The sequence below is a fragment of the Paenibacillus sp. lzh-N1 genome (assembly GCF_002872435.1).
Lineage (GTDB): Bacteria > Bacillota > Bacilli > Paenibacillales > Paenibacillaceae > Paenibacillus > Paenibacillus polymyxa_C.
The window spans coordinates 2,535,759-2,554,058 of sequence record NZ_CP025696.1; the positions used below are offsets into that span (position 1 = coordinate 2,535,759).

19 protein-coding genes and 1 pseudogene are annotated in these 18,300 nt (G+C 42.8%); 13 read left to right on the forward strand and 7 right to left on the reverse strand.

All coding sequences use genetic code 11. From position 1 onward, the window contains the following. Together C0638_RS11405 and C0638_RS11410 are read left to right on the forward strand one after the other, a co-directional pair. Entirely contained in the window at positions 1 to 1,347 is a 1,347-nt protein-coding gene (locus C0638_RS11405) for a 2-hydroxycarboxylate transporter family protein (protein WP_058712450.1), read from the forward strand. A 144-nt stretch (positions 1,348 to 1,491) separates the two neighbouring features. Next, positions 1,492 to 2,481 (forward strand): D-isomer specific 2-hydroxyacid dehydrogenase family protein, encoded by a 990-nt coding sequence (locus C0638_RS11410; RefSeq protein WP_058712590.1) that lies wholly within the window; start codon positions 1,492 to 1,494, stop codon positions 2,479 to 2,481. Positions 2,482 to 2,646: 165 nt separating this feature from the next. Here C0638_RS11410 and C0638_RS11415 read toward each other — a convergent pair. The 4 genes and pseudogenes from C0638_RS11415 to C0638_RS11430 all read right to left on the reverse strand — a co-directional run. Then, positions 2,647 to 2,834 (reverse strand): annotated as a pseudogene (locus C0638_RS11415) (family 16 glycosylhydrolase); the annotation flags it as partial. A gap of 153 nt (positions 2,835 to 2,987) precedes the next feature. Beyond that, positions 2,988 to 4,088 (reverse strand): sensor histidine kinase, encoded by a 1,101-nt coding sequence (locus C0638_RS11420; protein ID WP_058712591.1) that lies wholly within the window; start codon positions 4,086 to 4,088, stop codon positions 2,988 to 2,990. Continuing rightward, positions 4,081 to 4,761, reverse strand: a complete 681-nt coding sequence (locus C0638_RS11425) for a response regulator transcription factor (protein WP_058712592.1) — start codon at positions 4,759 to 4,761, stop codon at positions 4,081 to 4,083. The genes C0638_RS11420 and C0638_RS11425 overlap by 8 nt, the downstream gene beginning before the upstream one ends. A gap of 72 nt (positions 4,762 to 4,833) precedes the next feature. Next, complete coding sequence (locus C0638_RS11430; protein ID WP_082689695.1) at positions 4,834 to 5,400, reverse strand: class I SAM-dependent methyltransferase; 567 nt, start codon at positions 5,398 to 5,400, stop codon at positions 4,834 to 4,836. Between the two features lie 220 nt (positions 5,401 to 5,620). On the opposite strand from C0638_RS11430, the gene C0638_RS11435 reads away from it, so the two are divergent. Genes C0638_RS11435 through C0638_RS11445 form a run of 3 tightly spaced genes read left to right on the forward strand, consistent with a single transcriptional unit; the run spans position 5,621 to position 8,150 of the window. Continuing rightward, positions 5,621 to 6,202, forward strand: a complete 582-nt coding sequence (locus C0638_RS11435) for a DedA family protein (protein ID WP_058712430.1) — start codon at positions 5,621 to 5,623, stop codon at positions 6,200 to 6,202. 39 nt (positions 6,203 to 6,241) lie between these two features. Further along, positions 6,242 to 7,411 carry an MGDG synthase family glycosyltransferase gene (locus C0638_RS11440; protein ID WP_058712429.1) on the forward strand — a complete coding sequence of 390 codons (1,170 nt, stop codon included), beginning with the start codon at positions 6,242 to 6,244 and terminating at the stop codon, positions 7,409 to 7,411. 46 nt (positions 7,412 to 7,457) lie between these two features. Next, positions 7,458 to 8,150, forward strand: coding sequence for a polysaccharide deacetylase family protein (locus C0638_RS11445; protein WP_058712428.1), 693 nt, complete (start codon positions 7,458 to 7,460; stop codon positions 8,148 to 8,150). 109 nt (positions 8,151 to 8,259) lie between these two features. Here the strand turns inward: C0638_RS11445 and C0638_RS11450 are convergent, their stop codons facing one another. Together C0638_RS11450 and C0638_RS11455 are read right to left on the reverse strand one after the other, a co-directional pair. Beyond that, entirely contained in the window at positions 8,260 to 8,586 is a 327-nt protein-coding gene (locus C0638_RS11450) for a response regulator (protein ID WP_102163496.1), read from the reverse strand. Next, entirely contained in the window at positions 8,561 to 9,154 is a 594-nt protein-coding gene (locus C0638_RS11455; protein ID WP_102163498.1) for a class I SAM-dependent methyltransferase, read from the reverse strand. The genes C0638_RS11450 and C0638_RS11455 overlap by 26 nt, the downstream gene beginning before the upstream one ends. Before the next feature lie 361 nt (positions 9,155 to 9,515). Here C0638_RS11455 and C0638_RS11460 point away from each other — a divergent pair, with 361 nt between their 5' ends. The 6 genes from C0638_RS11460 to C0638_RS11485 all read left to right on the forward strand — a co-directional run bounded on the left by C0638_RS11460 (position 9,516) and on the right by C0638_RS11485 (position 16,271). After that, entirely contained in the window at positions 9,516 to 10,154 is a 639-nt protein-coding gene (locus C0638_RS11460) for a glycoside hydrolase family 11 protein (protein ID WP_013373220.1), read from the forward strand. A 350-nt stretch (positions 10,155 to 10,504) separates the two neighbouring features. Further along, entirely contained in the window at positions 10,505 to 11,509 is a 1,005-nt protein-coding gene (locus tag C0638_RS11465; protein ID WP_081275952.1) for a LacI family DNA-binding transcriptional regulator, read from the forward strand. A gap of 164 nt (positions 11,510 to 11,673) precedes the next feature. After that, complete coding sequence (locus C0638_RS11470; RefSeq protein ID WP_058712288.1) at positions 11,674 to 12,999, forward strand: ABC transporter substrate-binding protein; 1,326 nt, start codon at positions 11,674 to 11,676, stop codon at positions 12,997 to 12,999. Positions 13,000 to 13,060: 61 nt separating this feature from the next. Further along, on the forward strand, positions 13,061 to 13,945 hold the full coding sequence (locus C0638_RS11475) for a carbohydrate ABC transporter permease (protein WP_013373216.1): 885 nt from the start codon (positions 13,061 to 13,063) through the stop codon (positions 13,943 to 13,945). Further along, complete coding sequence (locus C0638_RS11480; protein ID WP_025674651.1) at positions 13,945 to 14,772, forward strand: carbohydrate ABC transporter permease; 828 nt, start codon at positions 13,945 to 13,947, stop codon at positions 14,770 to 14,772. Before C0638_RS11475 ends, C0638_RS11480 begins: the two co-directional genes overlap by 1 nt. Before the next feature lie 83 nt (positions 14,773 to 14,855). After that, positions 14,856 to 16,271, forward strand: a complete 1,416-nt coding sequence (locus tag C0638_RS11485) for a glycoside hydrolase family 32 protein (protein WP_058712289.1) — start codon at positions 14,856 to 14,858, stop codon at positions 16,269 to 16,271. Between the two features lie 76 nt (positions 16,272 to 16,347). On the opposite strand, the gene C0638_RS11490 is transcribed toward C0638_RS11485, so the two are convergent. After that, positions 16,348 to 17,547, reverse strand: a complete 1,200-nt coding sequence (locus C0638_RS11490) for a macrolide family glycosyltransferase (RefSeq protein ID WP_058712290.1) — start codon at positions 17,545 to 17,547, stop codon at positions 16,348 to 16,350. A 240-nt stretch (positions 17,548 to 17,787) separates the two neighbouring features. On the opposite strand from C0638_RS11490, the gene C0638_RS11495 reads away from it, so the two are divergent. After that, a complete protein-coding gene (locus C0638_RS11495; protein ID WP_058712291.1) occupies positions 17,788 to 17,982 on the forward strand; it encodes an H-type small acid-soluble spore protein in 195 nt (64 codons plus the stop codon). Between the two features lie 18 nt (positions 17,983 to 18,000). Then, on the forward strand, positions 18,001 to 18,171 hold the full coding sequence (locus tag C0638_RS25350; RefSeq protein ID WP_013373210.1) for a hypothetical protein: 171 nt from the start codon (positions 18,001 to 18,003) through the stop codon (positions 18,169 to 18,171). Positions 18,172 to 18,300 lie beyond the last annotated feature (129 nt).

An 18,300-nucleotide genomic window follows, 5' to 3' on the forward strand; every position in this document is an offset into this window, starting at 1 on the left:
ATGGATAAGCAAATTGGGGTTACCGCCATTCCTCCGGAATCGAATTTCATAGCTCAATTTAAAAAAATAAAGATTTCAGGATTGTCGCTAAAATACTATATTCCCTTTTCTATCATCATATTGCTTGCAGTCTATACGGGAAATTTGAATAAAGATATTATCGGTTCGATTGCATTTCTCTTGATGGCTGGTGGTTTATTCTCATATCTTGGAGGCGTCATTCCCATTTTCGGCAGTTGGATGGGAGGGGCGATCCTCCTGCCGTTATTCGGTGGTTCCGCACTCGTGTATTTTGGTCTGATCCCGGATTACGTGCAGACGAATATTTCTGGTTTGATCGGATCGGGTTTTGTCAATTTATTTTTGGCGGCAATTATCATCGGTTCGATCCTTAGTATGGATCGGAAGGTGCTCGTCTCCATTTCATTACGGCTATTACCGTGTATTATTGGTGCTCTGGCCTTTGTATTCATCTTCTTAATTCTTGGATCGCTCCTAACGGGTTCAACGCTGCTGGAAGGTCTATTTATGATCGGTTTGCCGAATTATTCCGGAGGCTCTTCTGGTGCAATCGCCGTTGTTCCGTCCATTTACAGTCCGATTTTTCACAAGCCAGCAGGGACTTTTTCGGGGCAGTTCCTTGTATACATGAACATTTCGAATCTGATTTGCGTCATTTTCGCTGGTTTGCTGCATAAACTTGGCAAGCGCTATCCTTCGCTAACAGGTAACGGCGAATTACTAAAGAATGTGCGCAAAAATGCAGACCAACCCGCAGAAGAAAAAGCTAAAGCCTCGAGTGATTTGAAGAAAGATATTACAAAGTTAGGTACAGGTTTGTTTGTTTCGGTTATTTTTATAATCGCCGGTAACATTTTGCAGAGTCTTATACCACAGCTTAACTTTATAGCTTGGGCTGTAATTTTGGTTATTATTGTGAAAGCAACTGGATTCTTGGATGATACCTTGTGCCAATCTAGTGACTACTGGCAAGGGTTTATGGTTCGAAACTTTTTACCGTTCTTAATCACGGGGATTGGGATTGCATCGCTTGATTTGAGCCAAGTGTCCTCCTATTTTACAGTTTCAAATTTTATCATTATCATTTTTGGGGTTATCGGTTCTGTGGTAGGTTCATTAATTGTCGGCAAGCTTATGAAATTCCACCCCATTGATTCGATGATCGCCGTAGGTCTTAATTTAGGAAATCTGGGAGGAACCGGTGCTATCGGGGTATTGTCAACTTCGGAGCGGATGGGGATGATGCCATTTGCAACGATCGCCAACCGGATCGGCGGAGCTATAATGGTTATTGTTATCAGTTTGTTGTTGCCATACTTCTTATAATACACCACTTTAAAATGCTTACACTATTCGGCTGACGCTGGATGATATACGAGCAGCACAATGTGAATATATTCACATTGTGCTGCCCGGTAACGTATTTCCATTTTCCATGTGAAGCCGTATCACCGAAAGGGGTTTTCAACCTTGAATAAAATCGTAGTTTACCAAGCGCGTCCAGATGAAGCGATATACTTTGATAAATTTAGGAAAGAGTTTGATTTGGATATCAAATACGTGGTCCAAGAATTAAACGCGGAGACTGCAATTCAGGCGCAAGATGCTGAGGCTGTAACGATACAAGGGAGCAATAAAGTGGACCGGGCAACTTTGCAAGCCTTAAGTAAGGTTGGGGTCAAGTATCTCGCATTAAGAAGCGCCGGATACAATTATGTAGATAGAGCTGCAGCTAAAGAGTATGGCATTCGCTTTTCCAATGTTACCTACTCGCCCAATAGTGTCGCGGATTTTACCACGATGTTAATTCTAATGTGTGAACGTAAAGCACAACAGATTTTAGCGCGAGGCACCGTACAGGATTACACTTTGGCAGGTATTCAAGGTAGAGAAATCAGAAACTTAACTGTGGGAATTATAGGTACCGGTCAAATTGGAGCTACTGTTGCCAGAAATCTTTCTGGATTTGGATGCAACATTATAGGTTACGATATTTACGAAAATGATAATCTAAGGGATTTGATAGAGTATGTTTCGCTGGAAAAGCTAATCTCCACTAGTGATGTGATCAGCCTGCATGCACCATTATTCGATAGCAACTACCATATGATCAATCGCGAAAGCATTGCTAAAATGAAGGATGGTGTCTGCATCGTGAATTGTGGGCGGGGACCACTAATCGATACCGAAGCGTTGATTTATGGCATCGAGACAGGCAAAGTAGGGGCTGCAGGACTGGATGTCATTGAAGATGAATTGGGTATATTTCATGAGGATCACCGTTTGAATGTTTTGAACAATCACCAACTGGCCATTTTAAAGGCATTCCCCAATGTAATTGTAACGCCGCATATGGCATTTTATACTGATCAAGCGGTGAGTGATATGGTAGAAATTGCGCTAAAATCGCTCAATTCTTTTATGAATAATGGCACGAGTCCGTGGGAAATACAATCCTAACGTATGTGTTAAACCGGAGACTTATTGACCACCTGATTATATTCAAGCTGGACATTGGTAGTTGCCAGCTTTGAATAGGCTTCAGCGATTTTCCTTACGATCGGAACATAGCTGAATCAATGCATTCAAAAAAGCAGCCACTACAGGCTGCTTTTATACTACAGGCTAATTACTCGTATATCTTCCCAATTGTATTCGGCGTATAGCGGATTCGCTCCGTTATATGGATCTAGTCAGTCGTCGACACCAGTGCCATTCCATAAATTCATCATAATCTTGCCTGGCGTGCTTGGGATGTTTGTAGTTGCTCTATGCTTTAGAACCCCGTCAACATACCACTTAATGAATTCTGGATAAATATAAATGAATCCCATATTTGGCATTTTCATTGTGACCTGAATTTGAGGCGTACATCATGAAGGTGCCTTTTGATGGTTTACAGGTAGAGACATGAAAAAAGCGACTTCAATGATGGCAGTCGCTTTTTTCATGCTTTTTAGCGCTTATTAACTGGAGCTTTTCTCTGTAGGCAAGTTCAGCTGAAATATAAAGGTGTTATTGGTATGATTGAGTGTTAAGGTGCCTTGATGTAACTCAGCAATATTTCTTGCTATGGAAAGCCCCAGTCCTGCTCCTGTTTGGATACCTTCGCTGCTTCTTGAATGGTCAACCTTATAAAAACGATCAAACAGCTTCTCTTTTTGATCTTGCGTGAGAGGAGCTCCTTTGTTTTCGACCTCAATCGTAATTTGCTCAGGAGTCGTTTTTAGTCGAATGCAAATGCCTCCCGGCTTTACGGAATACTTTAAGGCGTTCATAAGGAGATTATCGATTGCTCTGGCCATTTTATCGCTGTCAACGGAGGTAAAGATCGGGGAGTCACTGATTTCCTTCACGATATATACACCGTTTTCCTGAGCAATGGTTTCGAACTCGAATAGCAATTGATCCAAAAGTTGAAATAAATTGATCCTTCTCAGATTTAAGTGGGTATCGACCGAAGTGAGCCGTGTATATTCAAACAAGTCATCCAGCAACTTCTTCAAATGAATCGCTTTGTTATAGGTGTTCTGAACAAAGCGCGTATATTCATCTTTATCTTGATAGGATTCTGTTCTTAACAGCTCGATATAGCCAATAATGCTGGTCAGAGGCGTACGCAAGTCATGTGAAATACCAGTGATCAGCTCCATCTTGGATTTTTCTATTTCACGTTCTCTTACAATCTGTTGCTCTAAACGTTCTGTCATTCGGTTGATGTTGAGCGCGACCCGTCCAAGTTCATCTTGTCGAACAACAGGTACCCGATAATTTAGATTGCCTTCGGAAATAATCTGAAGCCCTTGCTCCAATGTAATTAAGTCTCTTACAATTCGTCGTGTCAAAACTAAAAAAGTGAAAATAAACGTTACCATAAACAAGGGGGTAAGAAGATAAGGAAAAAAATTGCGAAACCAATGCCATTCCATAACACTGCTAATTTTCAAGAAAAGTAGAATGAGAATATTATTTATAGCAGTGGCGATAATAAAGCTCAGCACCATTCTAAATAAAATGTTGACCTGAATGCGTTTTTTTCGTTTTGGCTTTTGTATATGTTCATTCAATTTTGTAGCCAACTCCCCACACTGTTTTAATATATTGTGGATCTCTTGGGAATTGCTCTAATTTTTCTCGTAAATTACGAATATGAACCATCACCGTATTGTCAGAGAACCCGTATGGCGCTTTCCATACATTTTCGTAAATGTGCTCTGAACTAAAAACCTGTCCAGGGTGGCTGGCAAGTAAGATCAGGATAGAAAACTCTAGAGGAGTCAGCGAAATTTCATTCCCCTTTAACTTTACGGAATGTTTACTCTTATCAATCACCAGGTCTTTAATAAGAATAAGGGAATTAAATTCTTCTTTTCCTATTAATGATTGACGCCGGAGCTGTGCTTTTACGCGAGCAAGCAATTCTAACGGATTAAACGGTTTGATCATGTAGTCATCGGCTCCAGTAGTCAGCCCATTGATTTTATCAATATCTTCTTCTTTGGCTGACAGCATGATAATCGGAATATTCGAGATTTCCCTTATTTTAAGACATGCTTTGATCCCGTCCATTCGTGGCATCATGACGTCTAGAATAACCAGATGAATTGATGTTGTCTTTATAGCATTCAGAGCTTCCTCCCCGTCAGCCGCTTCAATCACCTGGTATCCTTCATTGCGTAGATATACATGAATAACATCTCGAATCTCGGAATCATCATCCACAACAAGGATTGTATTCATTACCGATGCTCCTTTTTTTTGACTTGGTAGAATTAAGGTATTTAAGGTGCCTAATTAAAGTGTCATCAACATCTACATGGTTTCCTTTTTGCGACAGACGTAAACGAAAGCAGGAGGGATATTGAGAGGCACCCAATTAATTTTTTCGATGATAAATCTTTCGGAAAGCTGCTTTTTCATTTGAAGCGAATATTGAAAGGCGATAAATAAGCCTCCAGGTTTGAGTGCTTTATAAATTTGTTCAACCAAGGTATCTCTCAATTCTCGCTCAAAATTAAAAAAAGGTAGCCCGCTAAAAATACAATCCAACTGTTGAATGTTCTCTTGTTTCATCGCTTCTACTAAGCGTGCAGCGTTCGGATGACAGGAGAAGTCTGGATATTCTGTCTGTAAATTATCCCTCATCGTCTCATCCATCTCAAATAATAACACTTTCGTTGCCTCACTTACCTGGGTGTTGATAAAACGTGTGATGGCACCAGTACCCGAACCGAGCTCTGCGACTGCCTTAACCTCGTTCCAAGGCGCTTGTTTAACCATTTTGGTCGCCAGAAACCGGGAGCTTGGTATAACACTTCCCACATTTTTCGGACTGTGAATAAAGCTCCGCAAAAATAAAAGATTTTCATTGAGTTTCAACTGATTATCCTCCATTACGGTTTATGTACACAAATCATAATGAAAAAAACTAAGGAATTTATGAGTATATTTCTAAAGAAAATCTAAAGAATTCATCTATGGAAGGCTCAAAGTCTAGGTCATTCATTCCATACTTCAGAATTTCTTTAGAAATATCCCTATAATCTCCTAAGATTTTTATACTAATATACTCTCATCGACATAACGAGGAGGTTAGAACATGATTAGCGATATCGTCTTACAGCTAGTCGATCATTATGGATATTTGTTTTTTTTCCTAGCCTTCTGCCTAGGTCCATTCGGGATCCCCGTTCCTAATGAGTTAACCATACTAACAGGTGGAATTTTGAGTAACAACGGAGTTTTAAACCCGTGGATTGTATACATGGTTATTCTCGCTGGTTTGTTTATAGCAATTACATTTGCTTATTTTGCGGGCAAAGTCTTTGGAGAAAAATTCAAACCAAGGTTTCAAAACAACTGTCATTTCCGGAAAGCAGAGAAACTTTTTGAACAACACGGAGATACTGCAATGTGTCTTGGAATGTTAATTCCAGTCGTTCGGTATATTCTGCCTGTATTTGTTGGTCTAAACGGTGTCTCGTACAAGAAGTTTGCTTTGATTTCGTATTCGGGCGCGTTTGTTTGGACCACTACGTTCTTTGCTTTTGGCAAGTTCTTTGGACATCATATATTACATTTGCTAGATATAATCGATCCTAAATTAGCCGTGGCTACCCTAATAATAGCCGTTGGCACTTTTATCATAACGAAGTGGTTCAAGTTGATCTTTACTGCATGAGGCGATTTTTTGAAACGATATAAAGGAGAACTGTAATCAATGAAAAAAGTAAACAAAGAAAAAATATTGATTCTTACCGGAAATTATGGAGATGGCCATATTCAAGTAGCCCAAGCCCTACAAGATGCAATGCAAATTCGATTTCCTCATATGGAACCTGTCGTTATTGATTTTATGGAATGGATTCATCCCTATGTGAATCATTTGAGTCGATTTGTTTATCTGCAAGCCGTAAAAAAATTCCCTCAGGTGTATGGATATCTATATCAGAAAACACGAAGACAAAACGCTCTATCCCCTATCATAAAGACTGTTTTTTCTACAGGAATCGGACGAATGATGAAATTAATTAGTAAAGTACAACCTGCTATTGTAGTAAGTACATTCCCTTTGGCAGCAGGCGTGATGTCGAAGCTGAAATCATATGGTTTAATCGATATTCCTACTGTTACTACCATTACCGATCATACCGATCATAGCTCATGGATTTATCCCTATACCGATCAATATATCGTTGGGTCCACAATTGTTCGTGATTCTTTGATTCAACTAGGCGTTGAAGAGGTGCGGATTGCGGATACTGGAATCCCCATTCGTCCGCAATTTTCTCAGTCTATGGAAAGAGAGGAAACAGCCAAGAAGTATGGTTTAGATCCTCATATGCCTACTGTACTTGTGATGGGAGGAGGGGGCGGCATGATTGGCGATGGAAGCTCTACTGTTCAGGAACTTGATCAATTGCCACAACCTGCACAATTCATCATTGTGTGTGGGCATAATGGAAAACTTCGAATGGAATTGAGTGAGAAGCTGAAAAGTTCCAAACATCGCATCTATTTAACAGGTTATATTCATGATGTTCATGAGTTAATGGCTGTATCTGATCTTATGATTACCAAACCTGGAGGAGTCACGACTTTTGAGGCGATTGCTATGGAACTGCCGATGCTACTTTGTAAGCCAATCCCTGGTCAAGAACAAGATAATGCCGAATTTTTAGTTCGTTCTGGGGTAGCCATTCATGCAGAGACATCTCGGGGTCTAACAGAGCGTCTATCGCAATTACTAGATGATACAAAACTTCTTCAGAGTATGAAAGAAAATACTAAACGGTTCCATCCTAAAGAGTCCGCGTTTGCATCCTTAGAAGTTATTTTTGCAACCTTTGAAATGAATAATAGAACCAGTGGACTAAATATATGCTCCTAGAAGACAGGCAAGTATTGATTCCCTACTGTTAAAAAGGAGCAGGACCATGGAGCAGACATTAATAATTATCATCAGTGTATTACTCGTTTACACGATTATTCCGACCCTTATGGTTCGACTATTTGGAATAGGGGTTTATAAAAAAGGAACAGGCGACCAGCCCATTGCCTTGACTTTTGATGACGGTCCAGACCCAGAATATACGCCTCTTTTGCTTGATTTATTAAAGAAGCACAACATAAAGGGGACCTTTTTTGTCCTTGGTCGAAAAGCAGAGAAATATCCCGATCTAATCCAACGAATGCACAATGAGGGACATCTTGTTGGGATCCACAATTACGTGCATTGGTCAAATGCTTTGATGAGTCCTAAGAGGGTCCGCGAGCAGGTTAACAAAACGGCCAAGGTTATTGATCGTATTATTGGAGAAAAAACTTTCTACTATCGCCCCCCATGGGGGGTTATCAACCTATTTGACTTTTTTTTGATGAAGAAATTTCGTATGATTCTTTGGTCTGTTATTGTAGGTGACTGGAAAAGCTCCGGCGGCAAGCAAAAAATTAAGCAAAGGCTGCTGTCCAAGCTAAAGGGCGGAGCTGTTATTGTTCTTCATGATAGTGGGCAAACCTTCGGAGCAGACAGGGGGGCACCTGCATATATGTTGGAGGCACTAAATGAATTTATCACTGAAGCATTATATACAGGGTATTCCTTTCATAGAGTGGACGCTGATCGATGAACAAGTTAAATATATGGGTTCGGGGAAATTTGAATTAGAAGGTTCTAAGATAAAACTTAAGCCAGGAGCGCACTTTGTCCGGGCTTAAGCTTTTTTATTTATACATCATTTATAAAAGACCGAAGAGTTTATTTTCTTGTTCTTGCGTTAGGGGGCCCTTCAGTATAACGGAATATTTAGTCTTATCCAGAACAAGATCTTTGATAAGGATCATCGGGGTGTTAAACAATTCCCATATTTTAATGCATGCTTGGATACTATCCGTTCGTAGCATCCTATCATCTAGAATGACCAGTTCGAAAGAGATTGATTTCACTAGGCCTAGCGCTTCCAGACCATCTGTAACTTCTACGACAAAGTATCCCTCATTGCGCAAATATGCGTGAAAAATGTCTTGGATCTCTGAATCGTCAGCTACAACAAGTATTGAGTCCATTACATGGCACCCCTTTTTTGCGGCAGATATATACAAAAGCTGGAGGGAAATTGAAGGGCACGAACTCAATTTTTTCAATAGTTAAGTTTTCGGCAAATTTTTTTTTCATTTGGAGTGAGTACTGAAAAGCGATAAAGATTCCTCCTGGTTTTAGTGCCTGAATAATCTGATTAAGTAAATTCCCTCGCATTTCACTCGTAAAATTAAAAAATGGTAATGCGCTAATAATACAGTCCAACTGGCCGATGTCATCTTGATTTAATTTTTTAACTAATTGGCAAGCATTTGAATGGCACGCGAAATCCGGGTATTTTGTCTTCAGATTCTCTCTCATTTTCCTATCTCTTTCGAACAATAACACTTTTGTTGATCCAGTTAATTGTGTCTTCATGAAACGTGTGATAGCACCTGTACCTGATCCAAGCTCTGCGACTGCCTTTACCTCATCCCAGGCTACAGACTCAACTACTTTAGCTGCCAGAAATCGAGAGCTAGGTATAAGGCTTCCCACTCGTTGTGGATTTGTGAGGAATCCTTGCAAAAAAAGTAGATATTCATTGAAATTCAACTGTTTTTCCCCCGTGATTTATTTTTTCCTGCTTTATTGTTTCAATATAAAAATAGTAACGAAAAAATCTAAGGATTTTACGAGGATATATCTAAAGAAAATCTGAAGATATGTAGACTAGTTCGAGTTCGAAATAAACCCTCGATGGGCTCTATAAAACTCAGGGAAATCTAAACATAGTAAAGTTTAATATTTAATTTGCCAAGTGGTTGTGTGATCACTATTATTATATAATTTTACATATAAAGGAGGTGAAAGTAAGAAAACACGGAATATGGTTCACATGAGTGATGCACTGCAACAGAGAATCGACCGACAAGCAGGTGTAGAATGCAAATATAAAAATTGTAGGAGGTAAAGTATGTTTAAGTTTAGTAAGAAAATGTTAACGGTAGTTCTTGCAGCTTCCATGAGTTTTGGAGTGTTTGCAACAACCTCAAGTGCAGCGACAGACTACTGGCAAAATTGGACCGATGGCGGCGGGACCGTCAATGCTGTTAATGGATCAGGCGGTAATTACAGCGTAACATGGAAGGATACCGGGAATTTTGTTGTCGGCAAAGGCTGGACTACTGGATCGCCCAACAGAACGATTAACTACAATGCCGGTGTCTGGGCGCCGTCCGGTAATGGATATTTGGCTCTCTACGGGTGGACGAGAAACGCACTCATCGAATATTACGTCGTTGATAGCTGGGGTACTTATCGACCTACCGGAACGTATAAAGGTACAGTGACCAGTGATGGGGGCACATATGACATCTACACAACAATGCGATACGACGCACCTTCCATTGAAGGCCAAAAAACGACGTTTATTCAGTACTGGAGTGTTCGACAGACGAAGAGACCGACCGGGGGCAACTCCACGATCACTTTCAGCAATCACGTGAAGGCATGGGCGAGCAAAGGAATGCATCTGGGGAACAACTGGTCTTACCAGGTGTTAGCAACAGAAGGATATCAGAGTAGTGGGAGCTCTAACGTAACGGTGTGGTAACCACTCAACTGCAAACTGTTCAACGAACGGGAGCGATTGGCATTTCTTCACGGGGAAAGCAGGATGAGGGCTTAAAACCGTATTACAACATAAACAAGGAAATAACGCCGGAGACAAATACTTATCTGGAAACTGTATACGAAAACCCAACGAGTTAGGAATTTACGATATGTCTGGCAATATAAGAGAATGATGCTGGGGATTGTTACGGAGACTAAAGGGATACGGTAGTTAATGAAACAGCGACAGTTGAGGACGAGTTCTCGTCTACGGCTGTCGCTGTTTTATGTATGGGTTAACATAATACCCAAGGTTGTCGAAATGGTGAGGAGAGGGTATAGTTTATATGTATGTATTTTGTTCGGGAAGAGGTTCATATGGCAACAATTCACGATGTGGCGTTAAAAGCGGGCGTGTCGGTCACTACAGTATCCCGTGTAATGAATAACCGGGGCTATATCAGCGAAACTACACGCAAAAAAGTATTCGATGCAATGGAAGAGCTTAATTATCAACCGAATGAAATAGCACGATCCCTGCTACGCAAGCAGTCCAATATTATCGGCCTTATTATTCCCAATGTCTCGCATCCTTTCTTTAGTGAGCTTGCTAATCAGGTGGAGTACTATGCCTATCAGCAGGGGTGCAAGGTTCTACTCTGCAATTCACATATGGATCCCGTGAAGGAAAAAGTGTATATCGATATGTTGAAACGAAACCGAGTAGACGGCATCATTATGGGGAGTCATACCCTGGAGGTAGAAGAGTACCGACATTTGAATTCACCGATTGTGACATTTGACAGGCAGATTGACCCGTATATTCCGTACATATCTTCGGACAATTATCGCGGAGGCGAGCTGGCCACGGAGCTGCTCATTCGCAAAGGGTGCCGGAAAATTGCACATATATGTGGAAATCTGGAGCTGAACATGCTGTCCAATGAGCGGACTAAAGCATTCAAAGATGTTGTGGACAGGCATAGTATCGAGCATGTGATCGTTCAAACGGACTTGAATGTGTTCGACCAAAAGGAGTACGAGCGAATGATCTCCAAACTCGTTCATGAACATCCGGATGTGGATGGGGTGTTTGCTACAAGCGATATTATTGCCGCTTTTGCATTGAAAGAATATATCCGCGCCGGACGGCATGTGCCGGAGAATGTGCGTATTGTAGGCTTTGATGACGTAAGCGCTGCTTCCTGGCTGACGCCTGAACTTACATCGGTAAGACAGCCGATTGCTGAGATAGGCAGGCTGGCGGTCGAGCTGATTCGTAAGCAGGCAGAGGGCGAGCAGGTACAGCCTGTCAATCTGCTGCCTGTTGAATTGATTGAGCGTGCAACGACCTGAATGAAATCTGTTCCTCTAACAAGGGGAACAGATTTTTTTTAGTAAATGTTAAAGGTTTAACATGTCAAACGATTGACATAAGTTGAATCTTTGACATATAATCCGTTTGTAAGCGTTTTATTTAAGTGTACAGCAGCCATTATAGAAATAGGGGGATGACAACAGTGAGGAAATTCAAAAGAGTTCAATGGATGGTAATGCTGCTTCTTTTGGTTATGGTGGTGTCTGCATGCGGCGGCTCCGGAGGAGAAGGTAATTCGGCTTCTGGAGGGGGATCAGCGGATGCGGGAAATGTGAAAGTTACACTTTTGAACTCCAAAGGTGAAATCCTTTCACAGCTGGAGGATGCCGCTAAGGCGTTCCAGAAAGACAATCCCGGCATCACTGTTGAAATCCAGCCGGTTCCGACCGGTGGCTCGCCTTTTGAGCGTGCCTCTGCATTGTATGCATCTGGGAACCCGCCAACCATGACCATGCTAGATACAGGTGATGTGGAGAAATTCAAGGACCGTATCCTCGACTTAAGCGGAGAGAAGTGGAATAAGGACATTGTTGAAAACGCTACCACAGCTACGACGGTTGACGGTAAAAATTACGCGTTTCCGCTGGCTGTTGAAGGCTACGGATTCATTTATAACAAAGCGGTTGTTGATAAAGCGGTAGGCGGAAGCTTCGATCCCACCACAATTAAAACTCGAAATGACCTTGAAAAACTGTTTCAACAAATCGAGGCATCCGGGAAGAAAGCATTGGTGATTTCGCCAATGGACTGGTCCCTAGGTGCTCATTATTTGCCACTTGCTTATGCAGGCCAGAACAAGGACATGGCTGAAGTGGACAAATTCATAGCATCACTGAAAGCGGGCCAGGCTAACTTGGCTACCAATCCAGTATTTAACGGACTTATGGATACATTCGACGTCATGATGAAATACAATATCGATCAGGCTTCCCCACTGGCAGGTGCTTATGAGCGTGGACCGGAGTTGCTCGGCAAAGGCGAGGTTGGCATTTGGTTCATGGGCAACTGGGCATGGCCGCAAATCAGCGGTTTTGATACCGCTAACAAAGAATATGGTTTCTTGCCTGTACCCATCAGCAACAATGCCGATGACTATGGCAATCAGGAAATTTCATCTGCTGTTTCCAAACGTATTGTCATTGACAAGGAGAAGAGTACGCCGGAACAGCAAGAGGCAGCGAAGAAGTTCCTGAACTGGATCGTCTATGATGCGAAAGGTCAGGATTTCCTCGTGAACAAAGCGAACATTATCCCGGCGTTCAAAAATATTACACTGCCTGCGGCCGATCCACTTGGCAAATCCATTCAGGATTATATTGCAAAAGGCAAGTCAGAGCAGTCGATGAGCTTGCTGCCTGCCGACCACTGGTCTAAGCTAGGATCTTCCATGCAAAAATATCTGGCGAAGCAGGGCGATCGCGCAACACTGGCTAAGGAAATCGAAGACTACTGGAAAACCGTAAAATAAGACTTATTGTCAAATTACCCGGAAATAGAGAGAGAAATCCGAAACAAAGAGAGGGATCACCATGATTGCGGAAAAAGGAGTATGGAACCGGCTACGGACACGGCTGCTGTTCACCGGGCCAACCTTGTTTGCCTTCATAACGGTAATGATCATTCCATTCTTGTACGGCATTTATTTGACGTTCACAAACTGGGATGGTATTTCCACGACACTATCGCTGGTTGGCATCCAAAACTATCTGGCCGTTTTTCGGGATATTGAGTTTTGGAAATCGTTCGCCTTGACGCTCAAATATGTATTTTATACCGTTGTTCTTATCAATGTTATCGCTTTTATGCTGGCTTATGTGCTGACTAAAGGGTTAAAAGGACAGAGCATTTTCCGGGCAGGATTTTTCCTGCCCAACCTTGTCGGCGGCATTGTACTCGGTTTTATATGGCAGTTTATCTTCAACAACGTGCTTGTCTATTTGGGACAACATGCCGACATTCAGGCGCTCAGCACGACTTGGCTGGCTGATCCTGACAAAGCGTTCTGGACACTCGTGATTGTAACCGTGTGGCAGAACGCGGGTTACATGATGGTCATTTATATTGCAGGATTGACGGGTGTACCGAATGATATTATGGAGGCTGCAAGCATTGATGGGGCGAACAGCTGGACCAGACTGCGAAAAATGGTGCTGCCCTTGATGGTTCCTTCTTTCATCGTATGTATATTTTTGTCCCTGCAGCGTGGGTTTATGGTCTATGACGTCAACCTCGCGCTCACGAAAGGCGGACCGTTCAGTAGTACTCAAATGGTGTCGATGCATGTGTATGAAAAGGCATTCCTTTCCCGTGATTATGGTGTGGGACAGGCAGAAGCATTCGTGCTGTTCCTGATGGTTGCTCTCATCACTCTGCTTCAGGTTTATTTTAGCAAGAAGTTGGAGGTGGAGGCGTAATGGCAAGCAAAAGAATCGCTTCCTCCATGATCAAATTCATTGTGCTGACCGTTATACTCATATTGTTCATCGTACCGTTCGTCTTTCTGCTGATCAATTCGTTCAAGGAAAATATGGCCATCACTTCGAATCCGTTATCGCTTCCAGAGAGTTTTGATATGAGCAACTATATGAATGCATTCGATAAAATGAATTATATCGCTGCTTTCACCAACTCATTGGTTATAACGGTGTTAAGTGTCTTGTTCATCTCACTGTTCGCGGCGATGACGGCTCATTATTTTGTCAGAAACAACACCAAGTTCAACCAATATACATTTATGCTGATGGTAGCTTCCATGATCATCCCATTCCAGGCCATCATGATTCCATTGGTGAAAATTTACGGCTCACTTGATCTACTGAACAGCAAGTGGTCGCTGATTTACATGTATATCGGTTTTGGCAGCTCGCTGGCTGTTTTCATTTATCATGGATTCGTAAAGAGTATTCCGAAGGAACTGGAGGAAGCGGCGCTAATTGACGGCTGCACACGGATTCAGACATTCTTCAGGATCGTGTTTCCGGTATTGATGCCCACGACTGCCACTATTTCTATTCTCAATGTACTGTGGATCTGGAATGATTTTCTGCTGCCTTCCCTCATTCTGGTTGATCCTGAGCAGAGGACACTTCCGTTGTCCACGTACAACTTTTATGGGACCTATACAGTGGACTATGGTCCATTGATGGCAAGTTTGGTACTGACGATATTTCCGATCATTATCATCTATTTGTTCGCCCAAAAATATATTATTCAGGGTGTTATGCAAGGTTCGATTAAATAACTGTAGGAGTAGGATGCCTTATCAAACATACTAGAGTATATACGAGAGAGAATGCAGATCAATTTATTTCCCAATCCAGGCATATGCTGCGGCCGGATTATCGGCTGAACTACCATTTAATGGCTGAATTTGGCTGGATGAATGACCCGAACGGTTTCATTCAATATAACGGGCAGTATCACTTGTTCTATCAACATTACCCGTATAAATCGGTGTGGGGACCGATGCACTGGGGACACGCAGTCAGCCGCGATCTTATGAAGTGGGACTATCTGCCGGTCGCTTTGGCTCCGGACGGTGAGTTCGACCGGGACGGCTGCTTCTCCGGCAGTGCGGTTGAGCAGGACGGTAAGCTTGTCCTGATGTATACCGGACATGTTGTAACCGGGCCTGACAAGGATCAGGATTACAAGCAGTCACAGGGAATTGCAGTATCGGAAGACGGGGTGACATTCGAAAAGTGGGAGGGCAATCCGGTCATCGGTTATGACGCCATACCGGACAGGGTCAGCCGCAAAGATTTCCGTGATCCTAAGGTGTTCAGGCACGAAGATCAATACTACGTCGTTCTTGGCTCTAATGATGCCCAAGGGAACGGGCTTGTACTGCTTTACAGATCTGAAGACCTGAGAAACTGGACGTATGTCAATGTGCTGGCTGTGAGTGACGGACGCTACGGCGATAATTGGGAGTGTCCGGATTTGTTCCCGCTTGGCGGTCGGCACGTATTCATGCTGTCTCCACAGCGCATGCCTGCTCAGGGAGAAGCATACCGTAATCTGCATTCCACCATGTACGGTATAGGTGATTTCAATGCGGAGGCTGGAACATTTAGGGCAGAGCAGTATGCTCAGGTAGATCACGGATTCGATTTCTATGCCCCGCAGTCAACCTTGGACGATAAAGGGCGGCGTATCATCATCGGATGGATGGATATGTGGGAGTCGGAGATGCCAACCCAGCAGGGACACCACTGGGCTGGTGCGATGAGTCTTCCGCGGGAAGCGGTGATCGACCACGACAGATTGCTGTTCCGTCCGCTTGAAGAGGTGGAAAATTACCGATCCAATCTGTTCGAACAGCGGGATATCTTGCTGACAGGCGAGCAGATCATGGAGACGTTCGGAGATAGCTACGAACTGAAGGCGGTATTTGAGTTCGAGGCTGGTAACACTGATGAATTCGGCTTGAAGCTGCGGGTGGGCGGCGAAGAGGAGACTGTACTCTCGTATCGTCCCGATGACGGTCTGTTCCGTTTTAACCGTGAGCGTGCAGGTATCGGACCGGGCGGAGAGAGAAGAGTGCCCTTAGGCTTACAAGAGGGACGTCTAGAGCTGCGGATCTTCGTCGATAAGAGCTCTGTGGAAATATTCATCGGCGACGGTGAATATGTTCTCACCGGAAGAGTGTATCCCGGAATGGAATCAACAGGTATTCATGCGTTTGCGAGCGGAAAATGTACGATTGTCTCGTTCCAGAAGTGGGATATCCTCGCATAGAATCGCACCACAAACAGGAACCTGACCGTGGATGGTCAGATTCCTGTTTTTTTGTGGCCATTTTGCTCGTGTGATTTTAGGCGCGCTTATGTTGCAGATAAGCATCAAGATAAGCATCAATTTTTGCGAGAGCTTCTTTGGTACCGCCGGATTGCTGGAAGCTGTCATTTATTTTTTGTACGCCCTCTTTATACGCTGCGTTTGACATGACCTCATGTACGCCATCTCTTAACGTTTGTGTATTGATTTGATCCTTAGTTATTCGATAGCCAGCTTGAAGTTCCGTTAACCGTTGCGCGACCATGGGCTGATCCTTGTCCTGAGGCAGCACGACCAAGGGTACATTAAAGTGAATTCCTTCATTCACGCTGTTCATTCCACCATGAGTAATAAATACATCTGAATGACGTAATACCTCCAATTGAGGTACATAGGGTGAGATGATAAAGTGCTCAGGGGCCGGGTTAATTTTCGTAAAGTCAGCTTTCTCGCCAGCTGCAATCACGACGATGCCTTCAAAATCGGAAAAAGCCTCAATGCAGGTGTTAAAAAAGTCTTCAGTGTGGTCCAGAACAGTTCCCATCGAAATATACAAAACCTTTTTATCCTGTAGTCTGTCCAGCGGGAATGAATTTTCTCCTTTACGCTCCGGAAAGCTGGGACCAATAAAAAGATGCTCATCCCCAAATTGTTCACCATTCGGTTGAAAATATCTGCTCGTATACACAACATTCAAAGCCCCTGAATTGTTCATAAATTGAACCATTTCTTTGGGAGCAACACCGAATCTTTCTTTCATGAGATGCAGTGAAGTCGTGACTTGTTCATCAGGCTGAAACGGTACTTTAGCGTCGGAGCGGAAGAGATTGGCAGCCATCAGATGATTTGAAATGAGAAAAGATGGGGATGAAGAAATGCCTGGAATATTCAAATAATCTCTTACTAATTCACCAGCTCCGAATCGATCATAGAACACCAAGTCAAATTGAATACGCTCGGACAGCTCCTGGGTGATGGCTAAGATGTCCATCGAAGTCTGGATATGAATATTCAAAAATGCGTTCAGTCCTGCCGGAGTGTTGGTATCAATGGAAGCAGTCCTGACCAGATCAGGATGCAGGTGAACCTTCGCTCCAACTGCTTCGAGTCTATTCTTGTATTTCTCAGTTGTAATGTAATGAACCTGGTCCCCTCGTGCTGCAAAGGCTTGCGTGATCCCAAGCGTGGGGTTTACATGTCCTTCTGCCGGAAAATTAATCATTAATACGTTTAACATCCATCCTTGCTCCTTTCCTTCTCTTTCATTTAAGATGCAGTTTTAACTGAATCTCTCAATCCATAATAACAATAATATTTATTTTTTCAAATGATATCCTTTCATGATTGTGTTTTAAAACTCGGTCAACATCATTCTAAAGAATAACGTAAGGACATGTTGGCATGAAATGTGTATAACAAATATTTACCTCGTGCATAGTAAAGACGAACGCTATTTAGCAAGGGAGGTTTTTTCTAAATGAATGTTCAAAGAGCACAAGAAATAGCGTCCTCTCCCATCATGGCAAATGTGTTGTGCGATGGGTTGCCCATCTATATTCAGCATGTGAACGAACAACGTGAGACGGCACGGATCTATGCGCTGAACAACCCGGAAGAGGAACGGGAAGTGCCTTTGTACACGTTGACAGAACGTGATCTGACCCTTGAATAGAAAGGAGCGACCTGGAAAATGAAACCCAACCAACAGAAAGAAATCGAGGCAGATCGTTTGAATTTTCGTGATCAGACGGATGATGTGGTCAGAGAAGTACCGGCTACCACGGATGCCAGCGAAGCTGTCGCAGCAATGACCTCGCATATCAATAAATATGATGTGCCAGATGAGTTGGAAGAAGAATAGAGAGTGGTCAAGCGCGCACAGGATAACCTGCTGCGTGCTTTTTATATGACGCCATAATGGATAGTATCGAACAAAAGTACTCAATGCCCAAACGTACAAGTGAAACTGCCCATGTGTACGTTTTTTTTC

Coding starts and splice junctions, on each gene's coding strand:
- C0638_RS11445 (WP_058712428.1), top strand. CDS start 7,458: ATGGAGCAGACATTAATAATTATCATCAGTGTATTACTCGTTTACACG.
- C0638_RS25350 (WP_013373210.1), top strand. CDS start 18,001: ATGAAACCCAACCAACAGAAAGAAATCGAGGCAGATCGTTTGAATTTT.
- C0638_RS11490 (WP_058712290.1), bottom strand. CDS start 17,547: ATGTTAAACGTATTAATGATTAATTTTCCGGCAGAAGGACATGTAAAC.
- C0638_RS11480 (WP_025674651.1), top strand. CDS start 13,945: ATGGCAAGCAAAAGAATCGCTTCCTCCATGATCAAATTCATTGTGCTG.
- C0638_RS11405 (WP_058712450.1), top strand. CDS start 1: ATGGATAAGCAAATTGGGGTTACCGCCATTCCTCCGGAATCGAATTTC.
- C0638_RS11425 (WP_058712592.1), bottom strand. CDS start 4,761: ATGAATACAATCCTTGTTGTGGATGATGATTCCGAGATTCGAGATGTT.
- C0638_RS11440 (WP_058712429.1), top strand. CDS start 6,242: ATGAAAAAAGTAAACAAAGAAAAAATATTGATTCTTACCGGAAATTAT.
- C0638_RS11460 (WP_013373220.1), top strand. CDS start 9,516: ATGTTTAAGTTTAGTAAGAAAATGTTAACGGTAGTTCTTGCAGCTTCC.
- C0638_RS11495 (WP_058712291.1), top strand. CDS start 17,788: ATGAATGTTCAAAGAGCACAAGAAATAGCGTCCTCTCCCATCATGGCA.
- C0638_RS11435 (WP_058712430.1), top strand. CDS start 5,621: ATGATTAGCGATATCGTCTTACAGCTAGTCGATCATTATGGATATTTG.
- C0638_RS11485 (WP_058712289.1), top strand. CDS start 14,856: ATGCTGCGGCCGGATTATCGGCTGAACTACCATTTAATGGCTGAATTT.
- C0638_RS11475 (WP_013373216.1), top strand. CDS start 13,061: ATGATTGCGGAAAAAGGAGTATGGAACCGGCTACGGACACGGCTGCTG.
- C0638_RS11450 (WP_102163496.1), bottom strand. CDS start 8,586: ATGGACTCAATACTTGTTGTAGCTGACGATTCAGAGATCCAAGACATT.
- C0638_RS11465 (WP_081275952.1), top strand. CDS start 10,505: ATGTATTTTGTTCGGGAAGAGGTTCATATGGCAACAATTCACGATGTG.